This is a genomic window from Telluribacter roseus (genome assembly GCF_017355915.2).
In the GTDB taxonomy this organism is placed as follows: Bacteria; Bacteroidota; Bacteroidia; order Cytophagales; family Spirosomataceae; genus Telluribacter.
The window spans coordinates 594,971-619,883 of record NZ_JAFEUV020000003.1 but is presented as its reverse complement, the minus strand read 5'-3'; the positions used below and the strand labels follow the sequence as shown (position 1 = coordinate 619,883).

Below are 24,913 nucleotides of genomic sequence, written 5' to 3'. Positions count from 1 at the left end.
ACCCAATCATTACAAAGAATTAAAGTAGTGATTGTCAACTATATCCACTAGTCTTGTTATATTAGCTGATAAGAACGTGTCTAATAAATAAGTCCTCCTCCCAGCTATGAATAAGGTCCTGACTATAAGTGTGTTTGATGAATTGAGAGACCTGTTGGGCGACCGCGTCACGCAGGATACCGATATCTGTCGGGAACATGGTGCTGGCTACAGCTACCACACCTGTATGCCACCCGATCTGGTGGTGTACCCTAGCTGTACTGAGGAAGTAGCAGCAGTAGTCTCTATTTGTGCCCGGCATAAAGTACCGGTTATCCCCTTTGGAGCGGGCACCTCGGTAGAGGGTCACGTAGCAGCTCTGGAAGGAGGCGTGTGTATAGACCTCCGGCAGATGCATCAGGTCATTCAGGTCAGTTACGAGGATATGTACGTAACCGTACAGGCAGGAGTAACCCGCAATCAGCTGGACAAGCTCCTGGAAAGAGGTGGCTTTTTTTTTCCGATCGGTCCCGGTGTCAACGCTACGCTGGGCGGTATGGCCGGTACCCGCGCCTCCGGCACCAACGCCGTCCGCTACGGCACCATGAAGGATAATGTACTGGCCCTGACGGTCGTGCTACCCGACGGACAGATCATCCAGACCGGAAGCAAAGCCCGGAAGTCCTCCGCGGGCTACGATCTGACGCGTCTTTTTGTAGGCTCTGAGGGTACCCTGGGTGTTATCACCGAACTAACGCTCCGGCTACACCCCTGCCCCGAGACTATTCGGGCCGCAGTTTGTATGTTCCCTACGGTGGAGGCCGCCGTCAAAACCGCCATTACCACCATTCAGAAAGGCATACCCATTGCCAGGGTAGAGTTGCTGGATACCGTCATGATGCGAGCGGTGAATCAGTATTCATACCTGGATTATGACGAAAAACCAACTCTTTTTATGGAGTTCCACGGTACGGCAGGCGAAGTAGATGAGCAGGTCCGGAAAGTACAGGAATACGCCGAGGCTCAGGCTGTGAGCGGATTTGTATGGGCCGATGACGAACCCTCCCGCACCCGGCTATGGCGCGCCCGCACTGATGCGGCTCCCGCCGCTATGGCTCTGATACCTGGATCTCAACTTATGGGGACCGATGTATGTGTACCTATTTCCCGTCTGGCGAAGTGCATTGTTGATACACAGGCCGATGCAGAGGCTACCGGGGTACTCGCTCCCATAGTCGGACATGTTGGCGACGGCAACTTCCACCTGACCATGCTCATCCACCCGGACGATCCCGATGGATTTGAAAAAGCCAAAGACCTCAACGAGCGGCTGGTACTGCGGGCCCTGGCCATGGAAGGTACCTGCTCCGGTGAGCACGGCATTGGTATGGGCAAACTCCCCTATATGCCTATGGAGCATAAGGGGGCCCTACAGGTGATGCGGGCCATTAAGCAAGCCATTGATCCGGATAACCGGATGAATCCGGGAAAGCTGCTGCCACCAATCTAAACGTATTGAGCGGGCTACAGGTAGCTCCATACCTGGCTGCTTTGGCGGGCCTTGAAGCCCGCATACCACCGGCACAGGGGGTAGAAAAACAAGACTACCCCCACCCAGAAAATATACACTACGCCCAGGCTGAACCCCTGCTCAGGAGGCACTCCCTCCTGCATTTCAAGCTCTGACCACGATACGCCCGATAGCAGCATCCCTGCCACCGACAGCAGGTGGATCACCAGGAAATGGAGTACATAGTAGAACAAAGGTACCCTTCCGTACACACTCACGAAGTCTATCCATCGGTACTGACGCCCTTCGAAGGCGTAGAGGAGCAGCATACCCGGCCCCAGCGTCATGAGCAGGTACAGCAGTGACGGGGGGTACTTGGTCGTATTCAGAAATGACATGAATGTGTAAAGGCCATTACGCTGCACCTCCCACGGCCGGGGGTCGCCGTACACGTTCAGGAACCGAAGCAGAATAAAGCCCGCCACGGCCGCCAGGCCTGCTACCAGCAGAAATCTCTTTCGCCGCTCCATCGTATAATCACTGCCATACAACCTCCCAAAACAGTAGCCTGTTACCAGCACGCCTATCCAGGGCAGTACCGGGTACAGTACCCCCAGCGTCATACCAGAGCTGAAGCGTATAAAGCTCTGCTGGTGCAATAGGGCCCATACAACATGAGCCGTAGTACCCTCGGGAAAAGAGACTGCGTCCAACGTATTATGGCCTGCAATAATAACTAGCCCCACTGCCAGCACCACCCGCCAGGGCAGAAACACCATCCCACCAAGTACCATCATACTGAAGCCAATGGCCCAGATCACCTGCAGCATCAGGAAAGAAAAGGTAAGATTAAACCAAAAGGTAAAGTTGATGATGGTAATCTCCAGAAAGATGAGCCACAGGCCCCGGGTCAGCAAAAAACTACTCAATTGCCGGGGCGTTTTCTTGCGGCCGGACAAGTAGGCCGACGTCCCGGCCAGAAATACAAATATGGGTGCGCAGTAGTGCGTAATCCAGCGGGTAAAAAATAAGGGGGGTGTAGTAGTAGCCATATCCGTAGCATCATAATAGAAGCCATTGATATGCAGGAAGTCACGCGTGTGGTCCAGCGCCATAATGATCATCACGAGCCCACGGAGCACATCTATGCTACCTACGCGGGTCAATACTTGGGTTGGGGGAGACGAAAGCGTAGCGGTTTGTGTCATGGAGTAGCGGATCAAGTAGTAGCCTGTATAAGCACCTGAGGTATAACAAAATAAGTAAAAAGTACATGATTATTTATACTACCTGTTCCGATATTCGTATACCTCAAAAGAAAAAAGCGACGGAGTAGCACTCCGCCGCTTTCATAACCATCGTTCACACTTACTTTTTCATACACTTTCGCGCCGCCAGGTTGGTAGCCCCCGTAGTAAACAGGACAATGATGATGGAGCTGACCGGCATTAGAATAGCTGCCAGAACAGGAGTCAGATTACCGGTTACCGCAAAGGTGAGTCCGATGATATTATACACCAGCGACAAGGCAAAGCTCAGCTTTATGACCCGCTGTCCGGCGCGTGCCATCCTGATGTAACGCGGCAGGTCAGCCAGGCGCTCTCCTTCTATAATGGCATCGCAGGCAGGTGAAAAGTTATTGACGTCGTCGGATACCGCCAGTCCTACTTCGCTCTGCCGCAGGGCACCGGCATCATTCAGGCCGTCGCCTACCATCAGTACTCGCTTCCCGTCCTTCTGCATCTTCTGAATAAAGGCCAGTTTCTCATCGGGATGCTGTCTGAAAAATAGCCGGGATGTACTCCCGAACAAAGTACTCAGATAACTTTGGTCAGTAGGTTTATCACCGGAGAGCAGGTACAGATTATAGCCATCCTCCCGCAGACTAACTACCGACTGTGCAAGTTCGGGACGGTACTTGCTACGGATAGAGAAGAACCCGCGCACCAGCCCATCTACCGATACATACACCCGTGACGCGTTGTGGCTGTCACCGTCGAACGTATCTATTCCCACCCAGCGTGCTGAGCCAAGTTGTACCTGGTACCGACCCCACAGCGCCCGGGTACCGGCTCCTTCTATTTCCTCAAAGTCAGACAGTACCCTGCGACTCAGCGTCACTTCGGGCAGGCATTGTACAAGCAGCCGGCTCAGCGGGTGCGACGACTGTGCAGCCAGCGTTTTTATCATGACCTGCTCATCGGCCGATAGCGGCTCTCCCTCAAAGGTTACCTCAGCTTCGCTGGCCAGGGTAATGGTACCCGTTTTATCAAATACGACGGTATCTATCTTAGCCAGACGCTCAATGGCAAACGCATTTTTCAGATAGAACCGGTACTTACCAAAAAGACTCAGCATATTACCATTGGTAAATGTTGCCGACAGCGTCAGGGCACAGGGACAAGCCACAATAAGTACTGCAGTAAAAGAAGTAAATGCCAGGGCAAAACTTTCTTCGGTATACATCCAGTACGTAAAAGTTAACGTAGCAATGACCAGTACGATCGAAGAGAAGTACCGGTTAAAGCGGGCCGCCAGCGTCTGGTTCTCGTCCTCTTTTTTACGGGTAAAGGCATCATTGTTCCAGAGTTGGGTCAGGTAGCTCTGGGATACACGGCGCAGTACCTCCATCTCTACCGCCGTTCCGCTCTGCCGGCCTCCGGCGTAGATGGTATCTCCTTTGCGCCGTTCTACGGGCTCAGCCTCACCCGAAACAAAACTGTAATCAATCATGGCCTGTGGACTTACCAGTACCGCATCGGCGGGTATCAGCTCCCGGTTCCGTACGATCATGTGGTCGCCGGGGCGCAGGTCCGTAATGGGCAACCGGGTTTCCACCCCCTCTTTCAACACGGCCACCGCCACGGGAAAATACGACTTATAGTCGCGGTCGAACGAAATACTGGCGTAGGTCCGGTCCTGAAAGTACCGCCCGATCAGCAGGAAAAAAATAGAACCTGTCAGCGAATCCAGGTAACCGGGACCGGTCTCGGACAGGATCTGGTACAGGCTCGTCAGAAATACAGACCACAGGGCCAGCGAAATGGGTGCATCTATATTCAGATAGCGACCACGCAGGGCTTTCCAGGCCGACACAAAAAAATCGGAAGCACTATAGAAGAACACCGGCAGCGCCAGTACGACGTTCAGAGCGCTGAAAAGTACCCTCAGGTTTTGGTCTTCGGAAGTCTGACCGAGGTGGAAGTACTCGGGCAGGCTCAGCATCATGATGTTTGCAAACGAGAAACCCGCGATGCCCATCTTGTACAGACGGGTGCGATTCCATTTATTTCCGGCTTTCCCCTCGACATCATTAAGGCTGATGTAGGGTTCGTAGCCGATCTTAGTCAGCAGCTCCGCCAGTTCACTCAGTTTTATCTTATCGGGATAAAAGGAAACCCGTACTTTCTTCTCGGGGAAGTTCACGACTGAGCCTGAGACGCCGGGGTGCAGATGGTCCAGTTTTTCGAGCAGCCAGATACACGAGCTGCAGTGCATCTTGGGTACCAGCCAGTTGATCCGCGACTGCCGTCCGTCAGTAAACTCCAGTAACTTCGGCTGTACATCGGGCAGATCCAGGTAGTCAAACTTGCCCTGGTAGTACGTAGACTCAGGGGAGTTGCCTTTGGCATCGTCAAAGGCATAGTACTGGCAGAGATCGTTCTCCTTCAGTACATCATACACCAGCTTACAGCCTTCACAACAAAACTCGTGACTATCGTGCGGGAGTATTTCGTCGCGGCAGGGTTCACCACAGTGGTAACAGGTATGGATTTCCTGAACCACCGGTTCAGGAGCAAGAGTACTTTCTTTCATGGGTTGTTGCGGTAAAAGTATGCTGACTGCTATGATGAAGTACACAGGCCAACACACTCGTATTCATGCTTCAAAATTGCAGCACTGGCTCCGCAAACCGCATGACGGTGGTAGGGGTGAAAGTATGACTTTCGTCAGGTTTTGCTTTTGTGCGAGTAAAACCTCTCTGATTAGCCATAAAAAAGGCCTCTGCATGCGCAGAGGCCAACACATAATACTTTATAACTACCTGTTTACATGCTTTCTATATACTTCGCCGGCCAACAATGACCAAACTGCCGTTCAGTTTTTCCCAGGCCTCTTTCTTCAACACATAGTCATTGATACGCCGGTCCTTCTCGTTCGCTACCCGGATAATACTCTCCTCTTCCTGAATGATCAGCTTTAGCTTGGTATTGAATGCATTCAGAAAGTCGTTTCGCAGCTTCCGCTGGTTGTCCATGCTTTTTGCTTCCAGCAGTAGTAAATTATGCAACTCATCCGCACTGAGTGCAGCCGGATAGGCATCCATGAATACCCGCAACACCCTTCTTTCCTGCTCGTCCAGGTCAGAAAGCTGATCAGACACCACCGGAACGGGAGGTACGGACTTTCCTTTTTGCTTCTTCACTACCCAGTAGCCACCCACTGCCAGCAAAACCAGTCCCGGTACTATCCAGTATAGATACTGCCGGGTAGGTGTACCGCCCACCGGCTGCACAAAATCACCTATCAGTACCGCCCCCCTGGCTATCTCGTCCATTGTGATCCTTTTGGTAGAGCTGGTGGCGTAGGTCGTAAAGTCTACCGGAACGTAGACAACCCCTTTGGATACCATTACCGAATCACAATCTTCTGTCTTGAGTATTTCCGGATAGCGATACAGCTTATTGGTTGATAGATTGACGTAATACAACGTCAGGGAAGGAACACGATCATGGCGGGCTATGATTAGCTTATCTTCTTCGACCAGGTGGGAGGAAAAACTAAACAGGTTCTCGGTAATGTCCTCTACCAGGGCTGCATTTACGGCTCCCTTCCTGCTCCACGTATTGGTAGCAAATGCATACTCCCAGTAGGTAGGCTCTACCTGGCCGGTATAGTCCTTATGGAAACTATCCTTCAGGAAATTCAGGCCGGAGATAACAACATCACGGGAAGGAATGTAATGGGTCAGGTCGCCCATGATATAGGCCGGCGATTCCGACTTGGGTACTATGATTTCCCACTCCCGTGCCGTCGGCAGATAGGTAGTCATGGAGTTGATCTGCGTCCAGAACCCGCACCCTCCTACGGAGTAAAGCTGCCCCTTCCGCATGAAGACTTCAGCCCGGAAGTTATACCCCCGGTAGTAGGTACGGTCCAGCCGTTCGAGGGTAGCATTATTGGTAGTAAAAAGAAAAACCTGCCCGGTACCCGGGATCTGAATGTAGAGGGAATCGCGACGCGTTTCGTTCAGAGGTATCACATGCGGCACCTCTATGGTGGGAGATCGGTCCAGCTCATCAAAGTTCACCGTCCGGAGCTTTCCCAGCACCTCCCAGGTCGCATCCTTCGTCTGCCTTTCAAAGACGCGGGTCTTAAAATTAATGCGGTAAAACGTGTCATTATGCCAGTCCAGCCACTTCCATACCAGGGGTACTCCCCCCGCATTGGCTACCTCAATGCTCACTGCCATCATGAGCACGGCAAGCCGCAAAAACTTCTTCATTATCAACTATTTCACTAATGGTGAGGGTCCGTGATTTCGGGAATCACACGAAATAAACAGAAAACCTGCTCATTTAAAAATAGATTTGAAAGTATCCATACCCTATCACCACCTACTCCTGGTGATTAGCTCTGTTCGTACCTATACATACACACCCCTCTGATGAATCCACAACCAACCCACTCTACCCCTACTGCCCGAATCGGCTGCTACACACAAGTCAATCCTAATGACATTGTACGCCTGGAAGCCGAGCGCAACTACACCCGCATCTACCAATCCAACGGGAAAGATTTTCTGGTAGCCCGTACGCTCAAATTAGTCGAAGAAGATCTGGAAGAGCACGCCCCCCTGCTACGCCTCAACCGTAAGGACGTGATCAACCTAAAATACGCACAGGAATTTTCGCAAGCAGGTATAATAGTGATGGCGAACAGATCGGTTCTAAGCGTATCGAGGCGACGGTTTAAGATAACAATGGACTTACTAAGACGGCATTTTAACTATTATTGACCGAACCGTTTTCTCGATAGTAAATGAGTAAAATAAAGGCATGTGCTGACTGGTTCGCTAGTCAGCACATGCCTTTATCTGTTGTTTCTAAGTACCCCCCTACTGCTCCTTCTCCAGATATGCTTTCGTAACCCGGCGCATCATGCCGTCGTTTTTGGTCATGATGTAGAGCTGGCGGGTGAAGTAGTCGTACTCGATGCGCATATCTACGCGCTGGGTGTTGGTGAGCTTACGCAGGTCGGTTTTGGAGCCATTTTCCACAATCTCCATTTCGTAGATGGTGGGATCGGATAATTTCCTGTCGAAGTGGAGGTAGAAGAGCCTTCCGTTGTAGATGTCGCCAAACAGGAATTTATCGTTGAGAACTTTCAGATCGCCTTTATACACGTAGCCACCACTGATGGCCGATCCGTCGGCGTGGCTGTACTGGGCAAAAGGAGCCCGGTAGGGACCTGCCTCCGCCTCACTGACTTCGTAGACATTCTTGAGGTCGCTGGCCGAGATGCGGAAGTTCCCCTCACGTACGTTCCACCCGTAGTCGGCGCCTTTTTCAATGATGTTTACCTCTTCTACATTACCCTCCCCTACTTCGGTAGCGATCATCTTATGGCCGTGGTCAGTGGCCCAGGCAAAGCGGTGCGGGTTGCGAAACCCATAGGCCCATATCTCCTTCCAGACCTCCGGATCAGTCTCCTTTACAAACGGATTGTCGGACGGGATGCCGTACCTGCCGTTCCGGCTGTTGCGGCCCAGCGGATCTATCCGGATGATGGTACCCAGCGGCGACTTGATCGTGTGGGCCAGCTCGGGGTGCCGCCCGATGGTAGTACCCCCATCTCCAATACCTATGTACAGCTTTCCGTAATCAGGCTCGCCCTTCTTCACCCCTTGTGCAAACTTTATGTCCTGTACGCCGTGTACCTGCGAAGGTACATTGATACGAAGCATTTCCCTCCGCTCTCCTTCAAATACAGGACTCTTAATATCTTTCATCTTCCATTCCGAAAGTACCCACTGCATCGCTACCTTGATGGATTTGTCATACTCGTAGTCAGCGGGCTTGCCGGTAAAGGCTTCGGTATGGGTAATGTAGATGAGGCCGTTCCTGAGGTAGTCGGGATGGAAGGCAAAGCTCCCCAGGCCGGTGGCTAGTCCGGGGGTATTGATAAAGCCTTCGATCTTCTTCCGGATATCCAGAAAAACCGCTGGCTGCCCATTTTGGATGCGATAGATCAGTCCGTTCTGGTCATTGACGTACAAGGTACCATCACCGGAAGGATGCGCCCGCATGCTGGCAATACGGGTATGGGGGGGCTTGTCGCTGGAATTGGGAAACTTCACAAAAGGCTCCAGCTCAATACGCATGGGTGATTTTTGGACCGGAGCAATCAGCTTATCAGCCGCCACCGCATTAGCCTCCACTGTTAGCTGAAGGGGCTGTATTTTGTGGAGCTGCGTTTCGTTTTTGATATAGGCCAGGATCGCATCCACTTCCTCCCGCTTCAGAAAGTCAAACGGCGGCATGATAGTCTTGTAGCGCTGGTGCAGGGCTACGGCCCGATTATCACCCGACTGAATTACCTTCTCCGGATTACGAATAAAAGCCGTTAGCTCCTGGTCAGAGCGTATGGTGGTAACACCACCGAGCCGGGGCCCCATGCCATCGTCCTGCAGATTATGGCAGGACGAGCAGTAGGTAGTAAAAAGAGTCTCCCCCCTGGCAGCCTGAGCCGCATCGGTGGAGGCACTCGCTGGCTTCTGGGCTAGGGCGTGGTGATCCGGTAGCCCTAAGCTACCTATTGTAAATAAGGCACTGATAAGCAAGCAACGATACATGAAAAATTAGTATAAATAGAATGTACCTTAAAGACGACTTTCATCGGCTTAAACACTGACCTTCCGGGTAAATGATCAGGTTTAGCCAATATATAGTGAAGGTGTAGTGGTTTTAAAACTACTCCCCCGTAGGCTTTACCATGGGTGAATAAACAGGCCACTGACCACCCAGATTAGACATTAATTGGTAATACAGCGATAACATTCAGGTAACAGTAACTTCGTCATTTTGCGGCAGCAAAAACCATTCATACTGCTGCATGAAAAAAAATCTATTTTTACTCAGTTTCCTTCTCTTATTTAGCTGCGTCATTACGACCCGTTCGATGGCGCAAACGACCCAAGCGTCCATTGCAGGGGTTGTTTACGACAATAATAAAGCGCCCCTACCGGGTGCAACCGTTCAGGTACGTAACGAAGCCACCGGTTTTAGCGCGGGAACTATCACCAATGCGCAAGGTGAGTACTCGTTCAAAGAACTACCTCTGGGAGGGCCTTACACGATACGGTTCTCGTTCGTGGGCTTTGGTGAGCAGAAGCGCACCGGGTACATGCTCAACCAGGGCGACGCTGTGCGCATCAACCCGAATATGAAAGACGATGAGCAAACACTCGAAGTAGTGCAGGTGGTCGCGTCGGGTCTGAAAAACAAGGTTGAAAACTTCGGTGCGGCCACCACCATATCAGCTCGGTCTATTTCGACGTTGCCGGTGAACGGCCGTAACTTCACCACCCTCACGGACCTGTCGCCTCTGGCGGGCCGGGGCGGAAACCTGTCGGGCCAGATAGGTTCGTCGACCAACTTCACCATTGATGGTATGACGGCCAAGAACCCTACCTCGGCGGGAGCGACCACCAGCCGAAGCGGAGCACCTTACTCCATCTCCATTGAGGCCGTACGCGAATTCAAGGTAATTACCAACCAGTACGACGTAGTGTACGGCCGTGCGGGCGGTGGTATTATCAGTACCGTAACTAAAGCCGGTACCAACCTGCTTACGGGTAGCGTATTCAACTACACCCGTGCCGACTGGTTGTCCAGCCCGTACGACATTCGTGGTAACAAGCGTAACATCAAGTTTGCCACCAATCAGTTTGGTTTCTCACTGGGTGGACCTATCATCAAAGACAAGCTGCACTACTTTGTAGTATGGGACCGCCAGCAGGACTCACGCCCGCTGTTTGTAGCCGACATACAGTCGCCCGCCGACGAAAACCGCTTCAACGTGACCCGCACGACGCTCGACCGATTTGTGGGTATAGCCCGCAACCTGTACGGTACCGCCAATACCCCCCAGTACGGTCAGTTTGATAAAGTACGTGGTTCCAACGCAGGTTTTCTCCGCCTCGACTGGCAGATTAACAGAAACAACCTGTTGACCCTGCGTAACAACTTCACCAGCGACCGCAACAAACTGGGTCTGGCTGATAACACGGCCATCAACATCTATGAATCGTACGGCAACGACTTCAACTGGGACAACAGCATGCTGGTTACGCTACGTAGTGTACTGAATCCACGCGTAACGAACGAGTTGAAGCTACAGCACCTGCATACGTACCAGTTGAGCAGCCCCGGTGATCAGTTGCCTTCGGCCAACATTCCCCGCGCTATCGTTGAGAACGTCGTATCGTCGATCGACGGGGCCAACCGCTCTACCAACATCCAGATGGGCGGTCACCGCTTCGCGCAGGAAGGCTTTACCAACAACGTAGTGCAACTGGTAAACAACCTGTACTACAACACCGACCGGGCCCAGTTTACATTCGGAGCTGATCTGATGTACACCCACTCCAACTCCGTATATGGTAGCGAAGTAAATGGCCGCTTCCACTATACAGTAGATGGCTCGGCCTCGGCTCTGGATAAATTTGAGCGCTTGCAGCCTTACCGGTACTTCCGCGAAGTACCTCTGAAAGACGACTGGAGCGTACGCGGTAGCATATGGAACGCCGGCGTATACGGTCAGATGCACACCCGACTGGCTACTGGCCTGGATATGACTGCCGGTCTGCGCCTGGATTACGCGCATTACCCCAAAGCAGCCCTGAACCAAGTGGTATTGGAAGATCTGAAGCTACGTACGGATAACCGGCTACGGTCGTTCATCGTGCAGCCACGACTGCAGTTTAGCTGGGATGTAAACGAGCGTCAGAAAGACATCATCCGCTTTGGTGCCGGAGTATTTGCCTCAGATATCAACAACTACGCTGTCATAAATAACCTGACGTTCGACGGTACCAACCTGGCTACCGTGGATGTGCGCGGAGCCAATGTCCCTACGCCTGACTTCGCGGCTTACCGTCAGAACTACGCCAACATCCCGAGCCTGGCCCAGTTCCAGCTGCCTACCATCAACATGACCGGCGCTAATGCCCGCGTACCGGTGCTTTACAAAGCCAACGTATCCTACACCCGCTTCCTGAGCGACCGCCTGAAGGTGAGCTTGTCAGGATTTATGTCGCTGGCCCGCAATAACTATACGTACGTAGACCGCAACATGGTAACAGAGCCGTTCTTCCGCTTGGCCAACGAAGGCAACCGGGGCGTGTATGTACCCCTGGCATCTATGCCAGCTAACGGTGCGGGCGACTGGCTACAGGGCCGTATCAGCCAGCGACTGGGCCGGGTACTGGAGCTGACCAGCGATGGAAAAGTAAACCAGTTTGCCGTAGTAGCTGACGCGACTTTTCGCTACTTCCGCGACGGCGAGTTCAACGCCAGCTATACCTGGAATGACACCCGCGATAACACTTCGTACAACGGTAACGTAGCCAACACGGCCACCCTTGTGCAGCCGGTAAAAGACGATCCGCGCAACCTGAGCCGCGTTACGTACTCGGATAACCACTTCCGTCACAAGGTAGTATTCTTCGGTACGCTGCCTACTTTCTACGGTGTTAGTGTAGGTGTGCGGTACTCAGGTCTGGGCGGAACGCGCTACACGCTGCTGTCGGGCGCCAACAGTAACGCCGACTTCGTGGCAGGACAAAACGACCTGGCCTTCATCTTTGACCGCAACAGTACAGAAGTACCTACCAACGTACGGACAGGTCTGCAGGCTATTCTGGACAACCCCAACGCCAGCCAGAGCATCAAGGATTACATCCTGAAATATTCCGGTCAGATGGCCGAGCGCAACGGCGGTATCAACGGCTTCTATGGCGTATGGGATATACGCGCCAGCAAGCGGTTCCGCTTCTACAAAAACCACAGCATAGAGTTCTCGGCCGATATATTTAACTTTGCTAACCTGCTGAACAAAGCGTGGGGCGTCAACAAATCGCTCGGCTCACAGGCACTGTACGCACTGGGTATGCCGGCTTCGGGTACTACGCCTGCGGTGGCTCCTTTCGACCGGGCCAACCAGCGGTTTGTGTACCGGGTCAACACAGCAGGTGTTGTTAACCCATCGGGCGATCCTTACCAGGTTCAGTTAGGTCTTCGTTATAGCTTCTAATCCGGAAAAAGAATACAGACTATGAAAAAGATAGCTTGGTTAGGATTGATGCTGTGCTCCCATATGGCGCTGGCGCAGGAGCCCTTCAACACGCAGGGGCACCGGGGCAGCCGGGGGCTGATGCCTGAAAACACGGTACCCGCGATGAAAAAAGCGATGGACCTGGGCGTGCGGACACTGGAGCTGGATGTAGTCATATCCAAAGACCATCAGGTGGTAGTCTCACACGAGCCGTACATGTCGTCGAATATCGCGCTAAAACCGGACGGTACACCCGTGCAGGCCAGTGAAGAAAAGCAGATCAATCTGTACCAGCTGCCCTACGCCGAGATCAAAAAGTTCGACGTAGGTAGCAAGCCGCACCCGGAGTTTGCCCGTCAGCAGAAAATGAGCATCTACAAGCCGTTGCTGTCCGAACTCCTGGATTCGGTAGATACCTACGCCAGAGCCAAAGGGATGCCGCTGCCTCTGCTCAACATAGAGATCAAGTCAAACCCGGCGGCAGATGGTGTATATCATCCCGATCCGCAGACGTTTGTGAATCTGGTGATGGAGGTTTGCCGCCAGAAAAACCTCGGATCACGGCTAACGATTCAGTCGTTTGATGTGAGGCCGCTGCAGTTGCTCCATAAGCAGTTTCCTGACGTAACCCTATCGTATCTGACGGCGAATAGGAAGCCCCTGGCCGACAACCTGGCGGCGCTTGGGTTTACGCCGGTGGTATACAGCCCCTACTACAAGACCGTAACGGCCGAAACTGTAAAGGCCTGTCACCAGCAGGGTATGCAGATTATTCCCTGGACGGTGAATACCAAAGAAGAGATCGATTCTCTTCGTCAGTTGGGTGTTGATGGGATTATTACGGATTACCCGGACCTGTTTTAGTCAGGGGCCCGAACAGTAGAAATACACTTGCCCGGTAGAAGGGCACCTGATCAGACAACCACCAGGAAGGGACTTGTTTCTCCTCCTGGTGGTTTCTTTTTGGGCAGAGGCCTACATAGCACCCGGTACATTGGATGCTACGGAGCTACCCGGCAGGGAAGCATTGACCGTTAGATCCCATGTACCATTTATGGATAATGTATGGCCTTTTATCCTGAAACTTAGCGGGGTTATCCATCAGGCAGACAAGAAAATAAATATTATAAGTAGGTTTGTGTCATTCAATAATCACCCAGGTACCACTATTAACATCACCAACCTATGCTCATCACTACCACCCCTACCATTGAAGGTAAAAAAATCGTAAAGTACATCGGCCTCGTCAACGGCGAAGCCGTCATCGGGGCTAATTTTATCAAGGACTTTTTTGCCGGCATCCGCGACATCGTGGGTGGCCGTGCGGGTGCTTATGAGCAGGGCCTGCGGGAGGCTAAGAGCATTGCCGTGAGGGAGATGATGGATCAAGCCCAGCGCCTGGGGGCCACCGCTATAGTCGGCGTGGACCTCGACTACCAGACCATCGGCAACACCAACACCATCCTGATGGTGAGTGCCAACGGTACCGCTGTTATTACTGAATAGGTCCCACTGCCTACCACTATGCACACACACCCTAAGTACCCTACCCGTTCCGCCACCTGGCTGCTGATTCTGGCTGTGATCATTAGTAGCTGCCAGACTACCTCCACAACTTTATCGGAGTCACAGCCGCCTGCCGAAGCTCCTGCCCAGGAGGGCGCTGCCCCCCTTAGCACGGTGAGCAGTCTGATCGGGTGGCTGAAAAATCATCCCGAGCAGGCGGATGAGCGAGGCTGTTTCACGATGGATGGTGTGGACGTGACCGATGTAGATACCGTTTGCATCAGACAACATATCCAGAGTCTGCGCACAACCGGCCTTTTTGCCTCCTCCTACCTGCATGGTCTGGAAGAAGAATATGCCCGGATGCAGCAGGCTATCAAACAGGAAGGCTATGCCGCTTCTAAAGATTACGACCGGTACTTCAACTCGCAGGACCCACCTGCCTACGATGCAGCTCTTACCCAACTAGGTGCAGCCGCCCAAATCAAAGTAGCCGGGCCAGAAGCTACGGTAGCCGTCACCTTCACAGAGCCCAGCTACACTCTTACCTACCGGCTCAGGCAGGAGGACGGCAAGTGGAAGATAGCCCATATAGACTAATCACTAAAAAGGCCCAGAATACTGCAGTACCCTGGGCTTTTTTAAATTTATATATAGCAGATTTAGAATACCTCGCGGGCAATTTTCATCACATTATCTGACTTACCCATGGTATAGAAGTGCAGTACCGGTACTCCGTAGGCCATGAGCTCCTTACTCTGCTGGATGCCCCACTCTATACCTACCTGGCGTACCTCGGTATCGGTTTCACATTTTTCAACTTCCTTTACCAGTTCCTCAGGCATATCCAGATGAAATATCTTAGGTAGTACCGTCAGTTGTTTTTTAGTAGAGAGTGGCTTCAGACCCGGAATGATAGGTACTGTAATACCCTCTGCCCGACAACGCTCCACAAACTGGAAGTACTTCTGGTTATCAAAAAACATCTGGGTCACTATATAATCAGCACCGGCGTCTATCTTCGCTTTGAAGTAGTTGAAGTCGGTATCGAAATCAGGTGCTTCCAGGTGCTTTTCGGGATACCCGGCCGTACCGATACAAAAGTCCGTAGGATAGCCCTGCGTCTCTTCGTGCAGCAGTATGCCCTTATTCATATTGACTACCTGCTCAATCAGTTGAGAAGCATAGCAGTGTCCACCTTCTTTGGGTTTGAATACGCCTACCGATTTTTCTGGATCTCCGCGCAGTACCAGTACATTATCGATACCCAGGTAATGCAGGTCGATCAGCATATCTTCGGTTTCTTCCTTGGTAAAGCCACCACAGATAATATGCGGTACCGCATCTACTTTGAAGCGCTCCATGAGGCGGGCACAAATCCCCACCGTACCCGGACGCTTACGCACCGGAATACGACGAATCAATCCGTTCTCTAATTGCTTTTCAATGACTTCCTCACGATGGTAAGTGACATCTACGAAAGGCGGCTTAAACTCCATGAGAGGCTCTACCGAATCCAGTAGCTGATTGATATTTTGCCCCTTGAGTGGTGGGATGATCTCGATGGAAAATAGAGTCTTGCCGTTAGCCTGACTAATGTACTCCGTTACTTTGGTCATGTAGTACCTTTATATAGCTTAAACAGCCGCAAAGGTACTTAGTTTCCAACTTTTGAACTAAACTATTGCCAATTAACAACGTTTAGGACTACTTTAAACAGCAAAGCCCGGAAGATGGCTACCGGGCTTTGCTGTTACTTATTTTCCTTCTGAAGATAACTTCTTGATCGACTTCAGAACAACGGGCTGGCACCGCCAGCGCTCATTGGGCAATGTCTCTTTTACTTCGGCAGTAAACTCTACCCTGGTACCTTCCAATGCTAATGACGCCGGAATGTTACAGGGGCAATAGGGTGTGTTGGGATCGTCATTCAGGTAGATATCCACCCACTTGTCGGACTCCGTGGTTGTGACCCGCACGGCGCCCTGACGGTTGTCGAGGGTACTTACTGTTTTACGATCTGCATAGCTGCACTGACTTTCGGCCAGGGCGGCCAGCTCATCTTTGGGCTCGCCTGACTCACAGGCCACGGCTCCCAGTGCAAACATGGCTAATACAAGGTAGTTCTTCATCTATTTGATTGGTTTTTAGACAAAGAGATTACAATAGCCCAAAAAGTTGGAACAGGCACATAAATTTTTTAGCGATGACCCATTGGGTACCATCAGGCAGAAGCCATGTACATTACCCCACCTACCATGGTACTGAACCAGAGCAGCCGCCAGGCCAGCTCACACATTTTCATATGCCTTTCCATGTTCTTTACGTATCTGTCCGGACTATGTTTATGCTGTTGCCTAACGTCTTGTTTCTTTTTTCGTGACCGGCACGTCGGGCGGCATTTCGTTATACCCTTTGTGCTTGTTCATATTGTTCTCCTCAAACTCATCCACCGCATCATCATCCAACCTTTCAGATGACTTGTAGGTATCGTCCAGATGCTTCTGGATATCAGCCGTTCCGGCCGGTGAAGGGCTTCCTCCCTCTACGTTCTTATCATTTTCTTCAATGGTTTCTTTGGACTTCATAGCTGTATGGATTCAATAGTTGTTAGCAAGCAGGGACCTTCCGGTACCGGAGGGCCAATGTCAGGAAGTAGTAAACAATTCGTATTCCAGTGGGGTAAGTAGGGCAGGAAAGAAGAATCTGGGAAGTAATATACGCTTTTGGCAGTAGCAGGTGTTCTGAAAAGTCCACATATAATAAAAATAGCCAACCGCATTACAGTTGGCTATTCCACGTAAACCCTCCTCTATCTGTGATTGTCGTTATTATTTCATGCGATGTAAATGTTCATTTACTTAGCATGTCAATAAGTTTGACAATAAGATTTATTAAATCTCTGTGCCACCTCCAGAAGAAGTTTTACACCATTGTGCAAGTACCTCAAAATCAGCATTTTATTTTTTTTTATATTTTTTATTCTCCAATTTTGTGGGAAAACTTTCCACAATATGCGCTCCCCACTCGTTCCCATTGTTCCCCAAACTGTATACGTCACCCCACTTTGAGGAGCATTTGGATGTGTTCGATATCATCCTCCAGGTACATCTCCCCCACCTGCTCAAAACCGAAGGACTCATAAAACTTCTTCAGGTAGAGCTGGGCCCCAATCCGGATAGGTACCTGGCCGTACAACTGCCCGATGCTCTCGATGGACTTCTGCATTAATTCTCGCCCAATACCGTACCGCCGGTACTGCGGCGACGATACCACCCGCCCGATCGAAACCTCCTCGTAAGAGAGCCCAGGGGGTACCAGACGGGTATAGGCCGCCAGTTCCCCCTCCGGCGTCCAGCCCATCAGGTGGTGGCACGGCTGGTCTTTGTTATCTATATCCAGAAAAGGGCAGGTCTGCTCTACCACAAATACCTCGCTCCGGAGGCGCAGGAACTGGTACAACTCATCAAGGGTAAGACTATAAAAGGGTTTCAACGACCAGGTAAGCTGCATGTAGATGTTGTTAATCTTAAAAAAATGGAAAGGCTACTCCTACAAGTAGCCCCTCAAAATAAATGCATTGAAACAAATTAACGGTAGTGAAATCCACCGGAGACAAAAATTCGGAAGCATCTCCTAAAAATTACTCTCACTTGTACCGGCTTATGCTCTAATTGTTGGTTCAGTTAATAATGGTTTTGTAGTTTTGCGAAATAAATTTGATCTAAACCAAGCTTTATCAACTCATACAAAATGGGAAGAGCATTTGAATACCGGAAAGCACGAATGTTTAAACGTTGGGACCACATGGCCAAAACCTTTACCCGTATCGGTAAAGACATAGTACTGGCCGTGAAAAGCGGTGGTGCCGACCCTAATACCAATGCTCGTTTGCGGGCGCTGCTTCAGAATGCCAGAGCAGCTAACATGCCTAAAGATACCATCGAGCGGGCTATCAAGCGGGCTACCGCCAAAGATCAGGAAGACTACAAGGAAATGGTCTACGAAGGGTACGGCCCTCATGGTGTAGCCATCCTGGTGGAAAGTACCACCGACAACCCTACCCGTACCGTAGCCAACGTACGCAGCTACTTCAATAAGCTGGGAGGCAGCCTGGGTACTATGGGCATGCTGGACTTCATCTTTGACCGGAAGTGCGTGTTCAAGTTAGCCAACGACGGCAAGAAGGACATTGAAGAGCTGGAACTGGAACTAATTGATTTCGGCGCCGACGAAGTATTCCTGGACGAAGAGAACAATCAGATTGTAATCTACGGTGAGTTTGCCGCTTATGGCTCTCTCCAGAGCTACCTGGAAGAGAATGGCTTCCAGATCGTGGAATCTGACTTCGAACGTGTCCCCAACGATACCAAGAAGCTCTCCGAAGAAGAGGCCGCCGAAGTAGAAAAGCTTATTGAGCGCATCGAGGAAGACGACGACGTGCAGCGCGTATTCCATAACATGGCGTAAGTAACTGGTAACTGTTAGTTTTTAGCTGTTAGCTTTTTATTAGTTGAGGCGACCCTACGGGGCCGCCTCTTCTTATTCGATAGCTTCTATCCTGTGCGTCTTCCCCTGGAACTGGAAGCTTTCTCCTGCTCCCTTTCCCATCAGCAGTTTACCAATGGGTGAAGCCAGCGATACCGCCATGACTGTGGTACCATCCAGTGTCACCGGCCCCACGCTTACCGCCACAAAGAACTGGCCCGCCGTAGTCCTGACCAGACTACCCAAGGCCACACGGGTAAGTACCTCGGTTTCATTAATACGATCCAGCACAAGGCGCTCCTGCCGGGCCTGCTCATACTGCCGGGCATACATATCGCGGTCGAGCTGCCCCATGGCCCGGGCAGTTTCGTATTTATCTCCCACGGAGCTTTTGCTTTGTTCATTGGCTGAGGCCTGAGCGGCCTCCATCGCCTGCCACGATACCGCCATCCGCTCGTCGAGCAGGGCTTTGAGGTGGGCTAGTACTTGTTGCTTCATTACGTAAGTATTATCAGTAGGCCTGTTCACTACATTTTATAATCGGGACACATAGCAGTAGATTATAATATGAAAGATCAGGTTAATCACAGTGAGTTACTTTCATACAATTTTGAAAATAGCTACAATAATAGGTTTATTTATAGTACTTCTACAATAGACTATTGGTTACACTACTAGATCTCTTCAACAAATGAAAAAGATTCAATATACTCTAGTAGCTCTTTCTTTGGTGATTACTCAATGTACCTCTTCGCCAGAAGATAAAAAGAGTCTCCAAAGTGATTCACATAGTCCCAAAGTTACTTCATCAACTTTGTTGCCCAGGATTTTATACACAGATATTGATCCAACTATATCTGTTAAGGGGAGATCTCAGGCGGAGATAAAGGACTTACTCTACCAAATGTACGAAGTAGACCAGCGGTATCGGGACAGTCTTCTAAACCAGAATAGACCTGGCAGAGACCGATTTTATAGCCAAAGGATGGGAGCTTGTGATGCTGCGAATCGTATCTTACTGGATAAAATTATCGAAGAAGTAGGCTGGCCCACCATCAGTCAGTTTGGGGAGAAGGGCGCTGATGCAGCATGGCTCATTGTCTGGCATGCGCGCAATGACAAACATTATTTAGCTAAGTACCTGGATCTGATGCAGCAAGCCGCAGAAAGAAAAGAGATGGACTCTACTAATTTTCATTGGGTAAAAGAACGAGTAGAATGGCAGGCAAGACAACAGTAAAGTACTTAATACGAACAATATAACTTTGTACTAATTGTATCAGGTAGTTATTGAAACTCACAACGGGCTCCCCACTTTGTAATTGGGGAAGAATCAGGTAGCGTTTAAAACCGGGACGCGTAGTCGCTATTCGAAGCCGTCCTGATTGCAAATCAGGACGAGCATGAAAGTGGTCCAGTACTTGTTGTTTCATTAATCTAATATCATAAAAAAGCATGGTACCAGGCACAGTACCATGCTTCTAAACCTAAGTATTTCTATACTATCAATAAGCTAATATAGGTGCCAGCCAGCGCTCTACATCCTCAACGGACATGTTCTTGCGGCGGGCGTAGTCTTCTACCTGGTCTTTGTGAATCTTCCCCACGGGGAAGTAGCGGCTATCCGGATGCGCAAAGTACCAGCCACTCACCGAACTAGCCGGGTACATGGCGAAGCTCTCAGTAAGAATGATATCGGCTCTGCCTGCATCCAACAGGTTGAACAAGGTCTGCTTTTCGGTATGGTCAGGGCAGGCGGGGTAACCCGGTGCCGGACGAATTCCCTGGTACTTCTCTTTAATCAAGTCTTCATTATCCAGTTTCTCATCGGCGGCGTAGCCCCATATTTCCTTCCGGACGCGCTCGTGCATCAATTCGGCAAAAGCCTCAGCGAGGCGATCAGCCAGCGACTTGACCATGATGCTGTTGTAGTCGTCGTGCTCACGCTCGTACTTTTCCAGAAGAGCCTCGATACCGATACCGGCCGTTACAGCAAAACCACCGATGTAGTCGGTATGGCCGCTTTCAAGAGGAGCAATGAAGTCAGAGAGGCAGTAGTTGGGTAGTCCTGCCGCTTTCTGAGTCTGCTGACGCAGGTTGTGCAGCACGGTAAGGGTATCTACTACTACTTCACCACCTATTGGCGCGGCCTGGCTCTGCCCACTCATGACTGCTTCGGCGTTGCGGCGGCTGATCTTGTACTCCATGTGAGTATGCGAGCCATGGCGCTCGCAGGGTACTTCGCGCGTCTGCTCTTCAAAATCGTGCAGCAGGATGTCGTCCTCGATGGCATTGGCCGGCCAGAAACCGATCACCGCCTTCGCCTGCAGCGACTTGTCACGGATAATCTGGCCCAATAGTACAGCGGCATCTTCGTACAGTTTCTGGGCTTCGGCTCCTACTATCGGATCTTCAAATATCTTGGGGTACTTGCCGTGTAGCTGCCAGGTCTGGAAGAAAGGCGTCCAGTCGATGTACTTAGCGATTTCGGCCAGGTCGTAGTCTTCCAATACGCGAGTCCCCAGGAAGGAAGGCTTGGGAGCTATGTACTCTTTCCAGTCTATGTTTACTTTGTTCTGACGGGCGGCCTCTATCGGCAGATGCGCCTTGTCCGTCTTACGACGGGCGTGATCGTCGCGAAGTTGGGCGTACTCCGCTTTAATATCTTTCAATACCTCGGCCTGGCTCTTATCACTCTGGGTCAGTTTACCGGCCACAGGTACCGAGCGCGAAGCATCCAGTACGTGTACCACCGGACCCGAATAGTGCGGGTCGATCTTGACGGCGGTATGGATACGTGAGGTAGTAGCTCCGCCGATCAGCAGCGGTATCTTGAAGCCCTGACGCTCCATTTCCTTGGCTACGCCCACCATCTCGTCCAGCGAAGGCGTGATTAGCCCCGACAGGCCTATAATATCGACATTATGCTCTTTGGCCGCCGCCAGTATCTTGTCCGTAGGTACCATTACCCCCAGGTCAATGATCTCGTAGCTATTACAGCCCAGTACTACACCTACTATGTTTTTACCAATATCGTGTACATCACCTTTTACGGTAGCCAGCAGGATTTTACCTACCGGTTTGGCATCGGCACGCTTGTCGGCTTCAATAAATGGCTGCAGGTACGCTACGGCTCTTTTCATTACCCGGGCCGACTTCACCACCTGGGGCAGGAACATCTTTCCTTCGCCAAACAGGTCACCTACTACACTCATTCCGTCCATCAGTGGCCCTTCAATTACTTCCAAAGGACGGCTGAACAGGTGGCGGCATTCTTCTACGTCCTCTTCGATGTAGTCAGCAATCCCTTTCACCAGCGAGTGGGTAATACGCTCCTTTACGGCTGCCTCGCGCCAGCTCAGGTCAGGGCCTGACTGGGTTTTGCCTTTGTCCTTGATGGTTTCGGCGAAGGTCACCAGACGCTCCGTACCATCGGGACGACGGTTGAGCAGTACGTCTTCTACCAGCTCAAGGGTCTCCTTCGGTATCTCATCATAGATGCCAATCTGTCCGGCGTTGACAATACCCATATCCAGACCCGCCTTGATAGCGTGGTAAAGAAAGGCGGTATGAATAGCCTCACGGATGGGCTCATTACCCCGGAAACTGAATGATACGTTGGATACTCCACCCGATACTTTGGCATAAGGTAGATTCTCCTTGATCCAGCGTACCGCGTTGATAAAGTCAACGGCATAGTTGTTATGCTCTTCGATACCCGTAGCTACCGTCAGGATGTTGGGGTCGAAGATGATGTCCTGCGGCGGGAAGCCTACCTCATCCACCAGAATACGGTAAGCCCGCTCACAGATCTGGATGCGGCGCTCGTAGTTGTCGGCCTGTCCGTCTTCATCAAACGCCATCACCACCGTAGCAGCTCCGTAGCGTAGTACCGTACGGGCGTACTCTTTAAACTTCTCCTCCCCTTCTTTCAGCGAGATGGAGTTCACGATGGCTTTCCCCTGTACACACTTCAGGCCCGCCTCGATCACCTCCCACTTGGAGGAGTCGATCATGATGGGTACTCTGGCGATATCGGGCTCGGCAGCTATGAGGTTCAGGAAAGTCTTCATGGCCTCTACACCATCGATCATTCCTTCATCCAGGTTTACGTCCAGTACCTGAGCACCGTTTTCGACCTGCTCACGAGCCACGCTCAGTGCTTCATCGTACTTATTCTCGCGGATCAGACGGGCAAACTTCTTCGATCCCGTTACGTTACAGCGCTCCCCGATATTGACGAAGTTGGTCAGCGAGGTAATCTTCACCGGCTCCAGTCCCGACAGCTTCATGTTGTTGTCAATAGCCGGTAGCTGACGGGGGCGATGGCTGGCTGCCAAATTGGCAATGATCCGTATGTGATCGGGGGTAGTACCGCAGCAGCCCCCAATGATATTCACCAGATTATCTTTCAGGAATCCGTCCACAATCTCTCCCATCTGCTCAGGAGTCTGATCGTATTCACCCATTTCGTTGGGTAGGCCCGCGTTGGGGTGAGCTGATGTATAGAAAGGTGCCTCGTTGGCTAGTGTCTGTACGTACGGCCGCATCAGGTCGGCTCCCAGCGCACAGTTGAGCCCTACCGACAGCAGTGGCAGGTGCGATACCGAGGTCAGGAAGGCTTCGGTGGTCTGGCCGGACAGTGTACGTCCCGACGCATCGGTGATGGTACCCGACACCATAATCGGCAGGGGCTGGCCATCTACCCATCTCCACGACGGCAGCGGCGTTACCTTGCCGTTGCGGGCATCTTCAAAGAATTTATCAATGGCAAACAGCGCTGCCTTGGCGTTGAGTGTATCGGTAATGGTCTCAATGAGCAACAGGTCCACTCCACCGTCTACCAATCCGTGTACCTGCTCATAGAAGGCCTCCACCAGCTGGTCGAAGGTAATGGCACGGTAGCCGGGGTTATTGAGATCGGGCGAGATGGAGGCGAGGCGGTTGGTAGGTCCCATGGAGCCGGACACAAAGCGGGGCTTGTGCGGCTCACGCTCCGTAAACTCATCGGCTACTTCGCGGGCCAGCTTGGCTGACTCGTAGTTCAGCTCATACACCAGCTCTTCCATGCCGTAGTCGGCCATGGCGATCCAGGTACCTGAAAACGTATTGGTCTCGGCTATATCAGCCCCTGCCGCAAAGTAAGCCGCGTGGATCTCGCGGATAACATCGGGACGAGTAATCGACAGCAGGTCATTGTTACCTTTGATATCCCGGGGCCAGTCTTTGAAGCGCTCCCCCCGGTAATCTTCGTCCTCCAGTTTGTAGCGCTGGATCATGGTACCCATTGCACCATCCAGCACCAGTATCCGGTCCTTTAGAATCTCTCGTATATCTACTTTCACAGCAGTCGCCATAGTACTCATTCAATTCAGTAATAATGTTGGTAAGGTACCTACTCCGCTTACTTATTTCGAAGCAGGTACTATAAGACTACAAATTTAACCAGAAAGACGTTTTATTCCATTTGTGTAATTAATTTAGGTATATTATCTACATCGGGTATAACCTTATATAACTATTATCTAATTTAGTACCGACTACTCCGACACATTCAGATATTCTATCTATGCATATTTTAGACGATACAGATCGTGCCATTTTACGCCATCTGCAGCAGGATGCAACCCTCAAGACCCGTGAACTGGCCTCTATGTTAAATCTGTCGTATACACCTGTGTATGAGCGGGTACGCCGACTGGAAAAAGAAGGAGTTATTAAGAAATACGTAGCCCTCATCGATAGGGATAAGGTGGGCAAGAAGCTGATGGTATTCTGCAACATAGCCCTCAAAGAGCACTCCCGGGCGATGGGTGATCGGTTTGTCGAAGCCGTTATGGCGATTCCCGAGGTACTTGAGTGCTTCAACATCTCGGGTGACTATGACTTTCTGTTAAAGATCGTCGTCAACGACATGCCCGAGTACCAGCAGTTTCTGATGCAGAAGCTGGGCTCACTCGAGAACATAGGCAGTACCCACAGCCTGTTTGTAATGGGTGAGATCAAGACTTCTACAGAGCTGAGCGTATAAGAGCTGGCTATAAAAAAAGGGGTACCTGTGTCAGGTACCCCTACGAATGGATAGCTACTGCC

The 24,913-nt window shown here is 51.2% G+C and carries 19 protein-coding genes; 9 read left to right on the top strand and 10 right to left on the bottom strand.

Translation table 11 applies throughout. The annotated features are described in order from the left end of the window. Positions 1 to 106 precede the first annotated feature (106 nt). On the top strand, positions 107 to 1,489 hold the full coding sequence (locus JTN23_RS08700; RefSeq protein ID WP_247233937.1) for an FAD-binding oxidoreductase: 1,383 nt from the start codon (positions 107 to 109) through the stop codon (positions 1,487 to 1,489). A 14-nt stretch (positions 1,490 to 1,503) separates the two neighbouring features. On the opposite strand, the gene JTN23_RS08695 is transcribed toward JTN23_RS08700, so the two are convergent. From JTN23_RS08695 to JTN23_RS08685, 3 genes are all read right to left on the bottom strand, one after another. Then, the gene (locus JTN23_RS08695; RefSeq protein WP_247233935.1) at positions 1,504 to 2,697 is read right to left on the bottom strand and encodes an acetyltransferase domain-containing protein; all 1,194 of its coding nucleotides are present in this window, start codon (positions 2,695 to 2,697) and stop codon (positions 1,504 to 1,506) included. A gap of 160 nt (positions 2,698 to 2,857) precedes the next feature. Then, positions 2,858 to 5,305: a heavy metal translocating P-type ATPase gene (locus tag JTN23_RS08690; RefSeq protein WP_247233933.1), complete on the bottom strand. Its 2,448-nt coding sequence runs from the start codon at positions 5,303 to 5,305 to the stop codon at positions 2,858 to 2,860. 244 nt (positions 5,306 to 5,549) lie between these two features. Next, entirely contained in the window at positions 5,550 to 6,995 is a 1,446-nt protein-coding gene (locus JTN23_RS08685) for a hypothetical protein (protein WP_247233931.1), read from the bottom strand. 162 nt (positions 6,996 to 7,157) lie between these two features. Between JTN23_RS08685 and JTN23_RS08680 the strand changes: the two genes are divergently transcribed. Next, positions 7,158 to 7,508, top strand: a complete 351-nt coding sequence (locus tag JTN23_RS08680) for a LytTR family DNA-binding domain-containing protein (RefSeq protein WP_247233928.1) — start codon at positions 7,158 to 7,160, stop codon at positions 7,506 to 7,508. Positions 7,509 to 7,607: 99 nt separating this feature from the next. On the opposite strand, the gene JTN23_RS08675 is transcribed toward JTN23_RS08680, so the two are convergent. Beyond that, complete coding sequence (locus JTN23_RS08675; protein ID WP_247233926.1) at positions 7,608 to 9,344, bottom strand: PQQ-dependent sugar dehydrogenase; 1,737 nt, start codon at positions 9,342 to 9,344, stop codon at positions 7,608 to 7,610. A 260-nt stretch (positions 9,345 to 9,604) separates the two neighbouring features. Between JTN23_RS08675 and JTN23_RS08670 the strand changes: the two genes are divergently transcribed. From JTN23_RS08670 to JTN23_RS08655, 4 genes are all read left to right on the top strand, one after another. Continuing rightward, positions 9,605 to 12,805, top strand: coding sequence for a TonB-dependent receptor (locus tag JTN23_RS08670; protein WP_247233924.1), 3,201 nt, complete (start codon positions 9,605 to 9,607; stop codon positions 12,803 to 12,805). A gap of 21 nt (positions 12,806 to 12,826) precedes the next feature. Continuing rightward, on the top strand, positions 12,827 to 13,690 hold the full coding sequence (locus JTN23_RS08665) for a glycerophosphodiester phosphodiesterase (RefSeq protein WP_247233922.1): 864 nt from the start codon (positions 12,827 to 12,829) through the stop codon (positions 13,688 to 13,690). 321 nt (positions 13,691 to 14,011) lie between these two features. Beyond that, entirely contained in the window at positions 14,012 to 14,332 is a 321-nt protein-coding gene (locus JTN23_RS08660) for a heavy metal-binding domain-containing protein (protein WP_247233920.1), read from the top strand. An 18-nt stretch (positions 14,333 to 14,350) separates the two neighbouring features. Next, on the top strand, positions 14,351 to 14,932 hold the full coding sequence (locus JTN23_RS08655) for a YqhG/Tai3 family protein (protein ID WP_247233918.1): 582 nt from the start codon (positions 14,351 to 14,353) through the stop codon (positions 14,930 to 14,932). Between the two features lie 62 nt (positions 14,933 to 14,994). On the opposite strand, the gene metF is transcribed toward JTN23_RS08655, so the two are convergent. The 4 genes from metF to JTN23_RS08635 all read right to left on the bottom strand — a co-directional run bounded on the left by metF (position 14,995) and on the right by JTN23_RS08635 (position 17,845). Further along, a complete protein-coding gene (gene metF, locus JTN23_RS08650) occupies positions 14,995 to 15,951 on the bottom strand; it encodes a methylenetetrahydrofolate reductase [NAD(P)H] (protein WP_247233916.1) in 957 nt (318 codons plus the stop codon). Between the two features lie 138 nt (positions 15,952 to 16,089). After that, a complete protein-coding gene (locus JTN23_RS08645; protein ID WP_247233914.1) occupies positions 16,090 to 16,464 on the bottom strand; it encodes a hypothetical protein in 375 nt (124 codons plus the stop codon). Positions 16,465 to 16,689: 225 nt separating this feature from the next. Continuing rightward, on the bottom strand, positions 16,690 to 16,920 hold the full coding sequence (locus tag JTN23_RS08640) for a hypothetical protein (RefSeq protein WP_247233912.1): 231 nt from the start codon (positions 16,918 to 16,920) through the stop codon (positions 16,690 to 16,692). A 469-nt stretch (positions 16,921 to 17,389) separates the two neighbouring features. Then, positions 17,390 to 17,845: a GNAT family N-acetyltransferase gene (locus tag JTN23_RS08635; protein ID WP_247233911.1), complete on the bottom strand. Its 456-nt coding sequence runs from the start codon at positions 17,843 to 17,845 to the stop codon at positions 17,390 to 17,392. Between the two features lie 240 nt (positions 17,846 to 18,085). Between JTN23_RS08635 and JTN23_RS08630 the strand changes: the two genes are divergently transcribed. Continuing rightward, the gene (locus JTN23_RS08630) at positions 18,086 to 18,802 is read left to right on the top strand and encodes a YebC/PmpR family DNA-binding transcriptional regulator (RefSeq protein WP_247233909.1); all 717 of its coding nucleotides are present in this window, start codon (positions 18,086 to 18,088) and stop codon (positions 18,800 to 18,802) included. Between the two features lie 72 nt (positions 18,803 to 18,874). Here the strand turns inward: JTN23_RS08630 and JTN23_RS08625 are convergent, their stop codons facing one another. Next, the gene (locus JTN23_RS08625; protein WP_247233907.1) at positions 18,875 to 19,318 is read right to left on the bottom strand and encodes a transcription elongation factor; all 444 of its coding nucleotides are present in this window, start codon (positions 19,316 to 19,318) and stop codon (positions 18,875 to 18,877) included. Between the two features lie 193 nt (positions 19,319 to 19,511). Between JTN23_RS08625 and JTN23_RS08620 the strand changes: the two genes are divergently transcribed. Beyond that, entirely contained in the window at positions 19,512 to 20,060 is a 549-nt protein-coding gene (locus JTN23_RS08620; RefSeq protein WP_247233905.1) for a hypothetical protein, read from the top strand. 265 nt (positions 20,061 to 20,325) lie between these two features. On the opposite strand, the gene metH is transcribed toward JTN23_RS08620, so the two are convergent. Beyond that, entirely contained in the window at positions 20,326 to 24,177 is a 3,852-nt protein-coding gene (gene metH, locus JTN23_RS08615; protein WP_247233903.1) for a methionine synthase, read from the bottom strand. A 212-nt stretch (positions 24,178 to 24,389) separates the two neighbouring features. Here metH and JTN23_RS08610 point away from each other — a divergent pair, with 212 nt between their 5' ends. Next, entirely contained in the window at positions 24,390 to 24,851 is a 462-nt protein-coding gene (locus JTN23_RS08610; protein WP_247233901.1) for an Lrp/AsnC family transcriptional regulator, read from the top strand. The last annotated feature ends 62 nt before the right edge of the window (positions 24,852 to 24,913 follow it).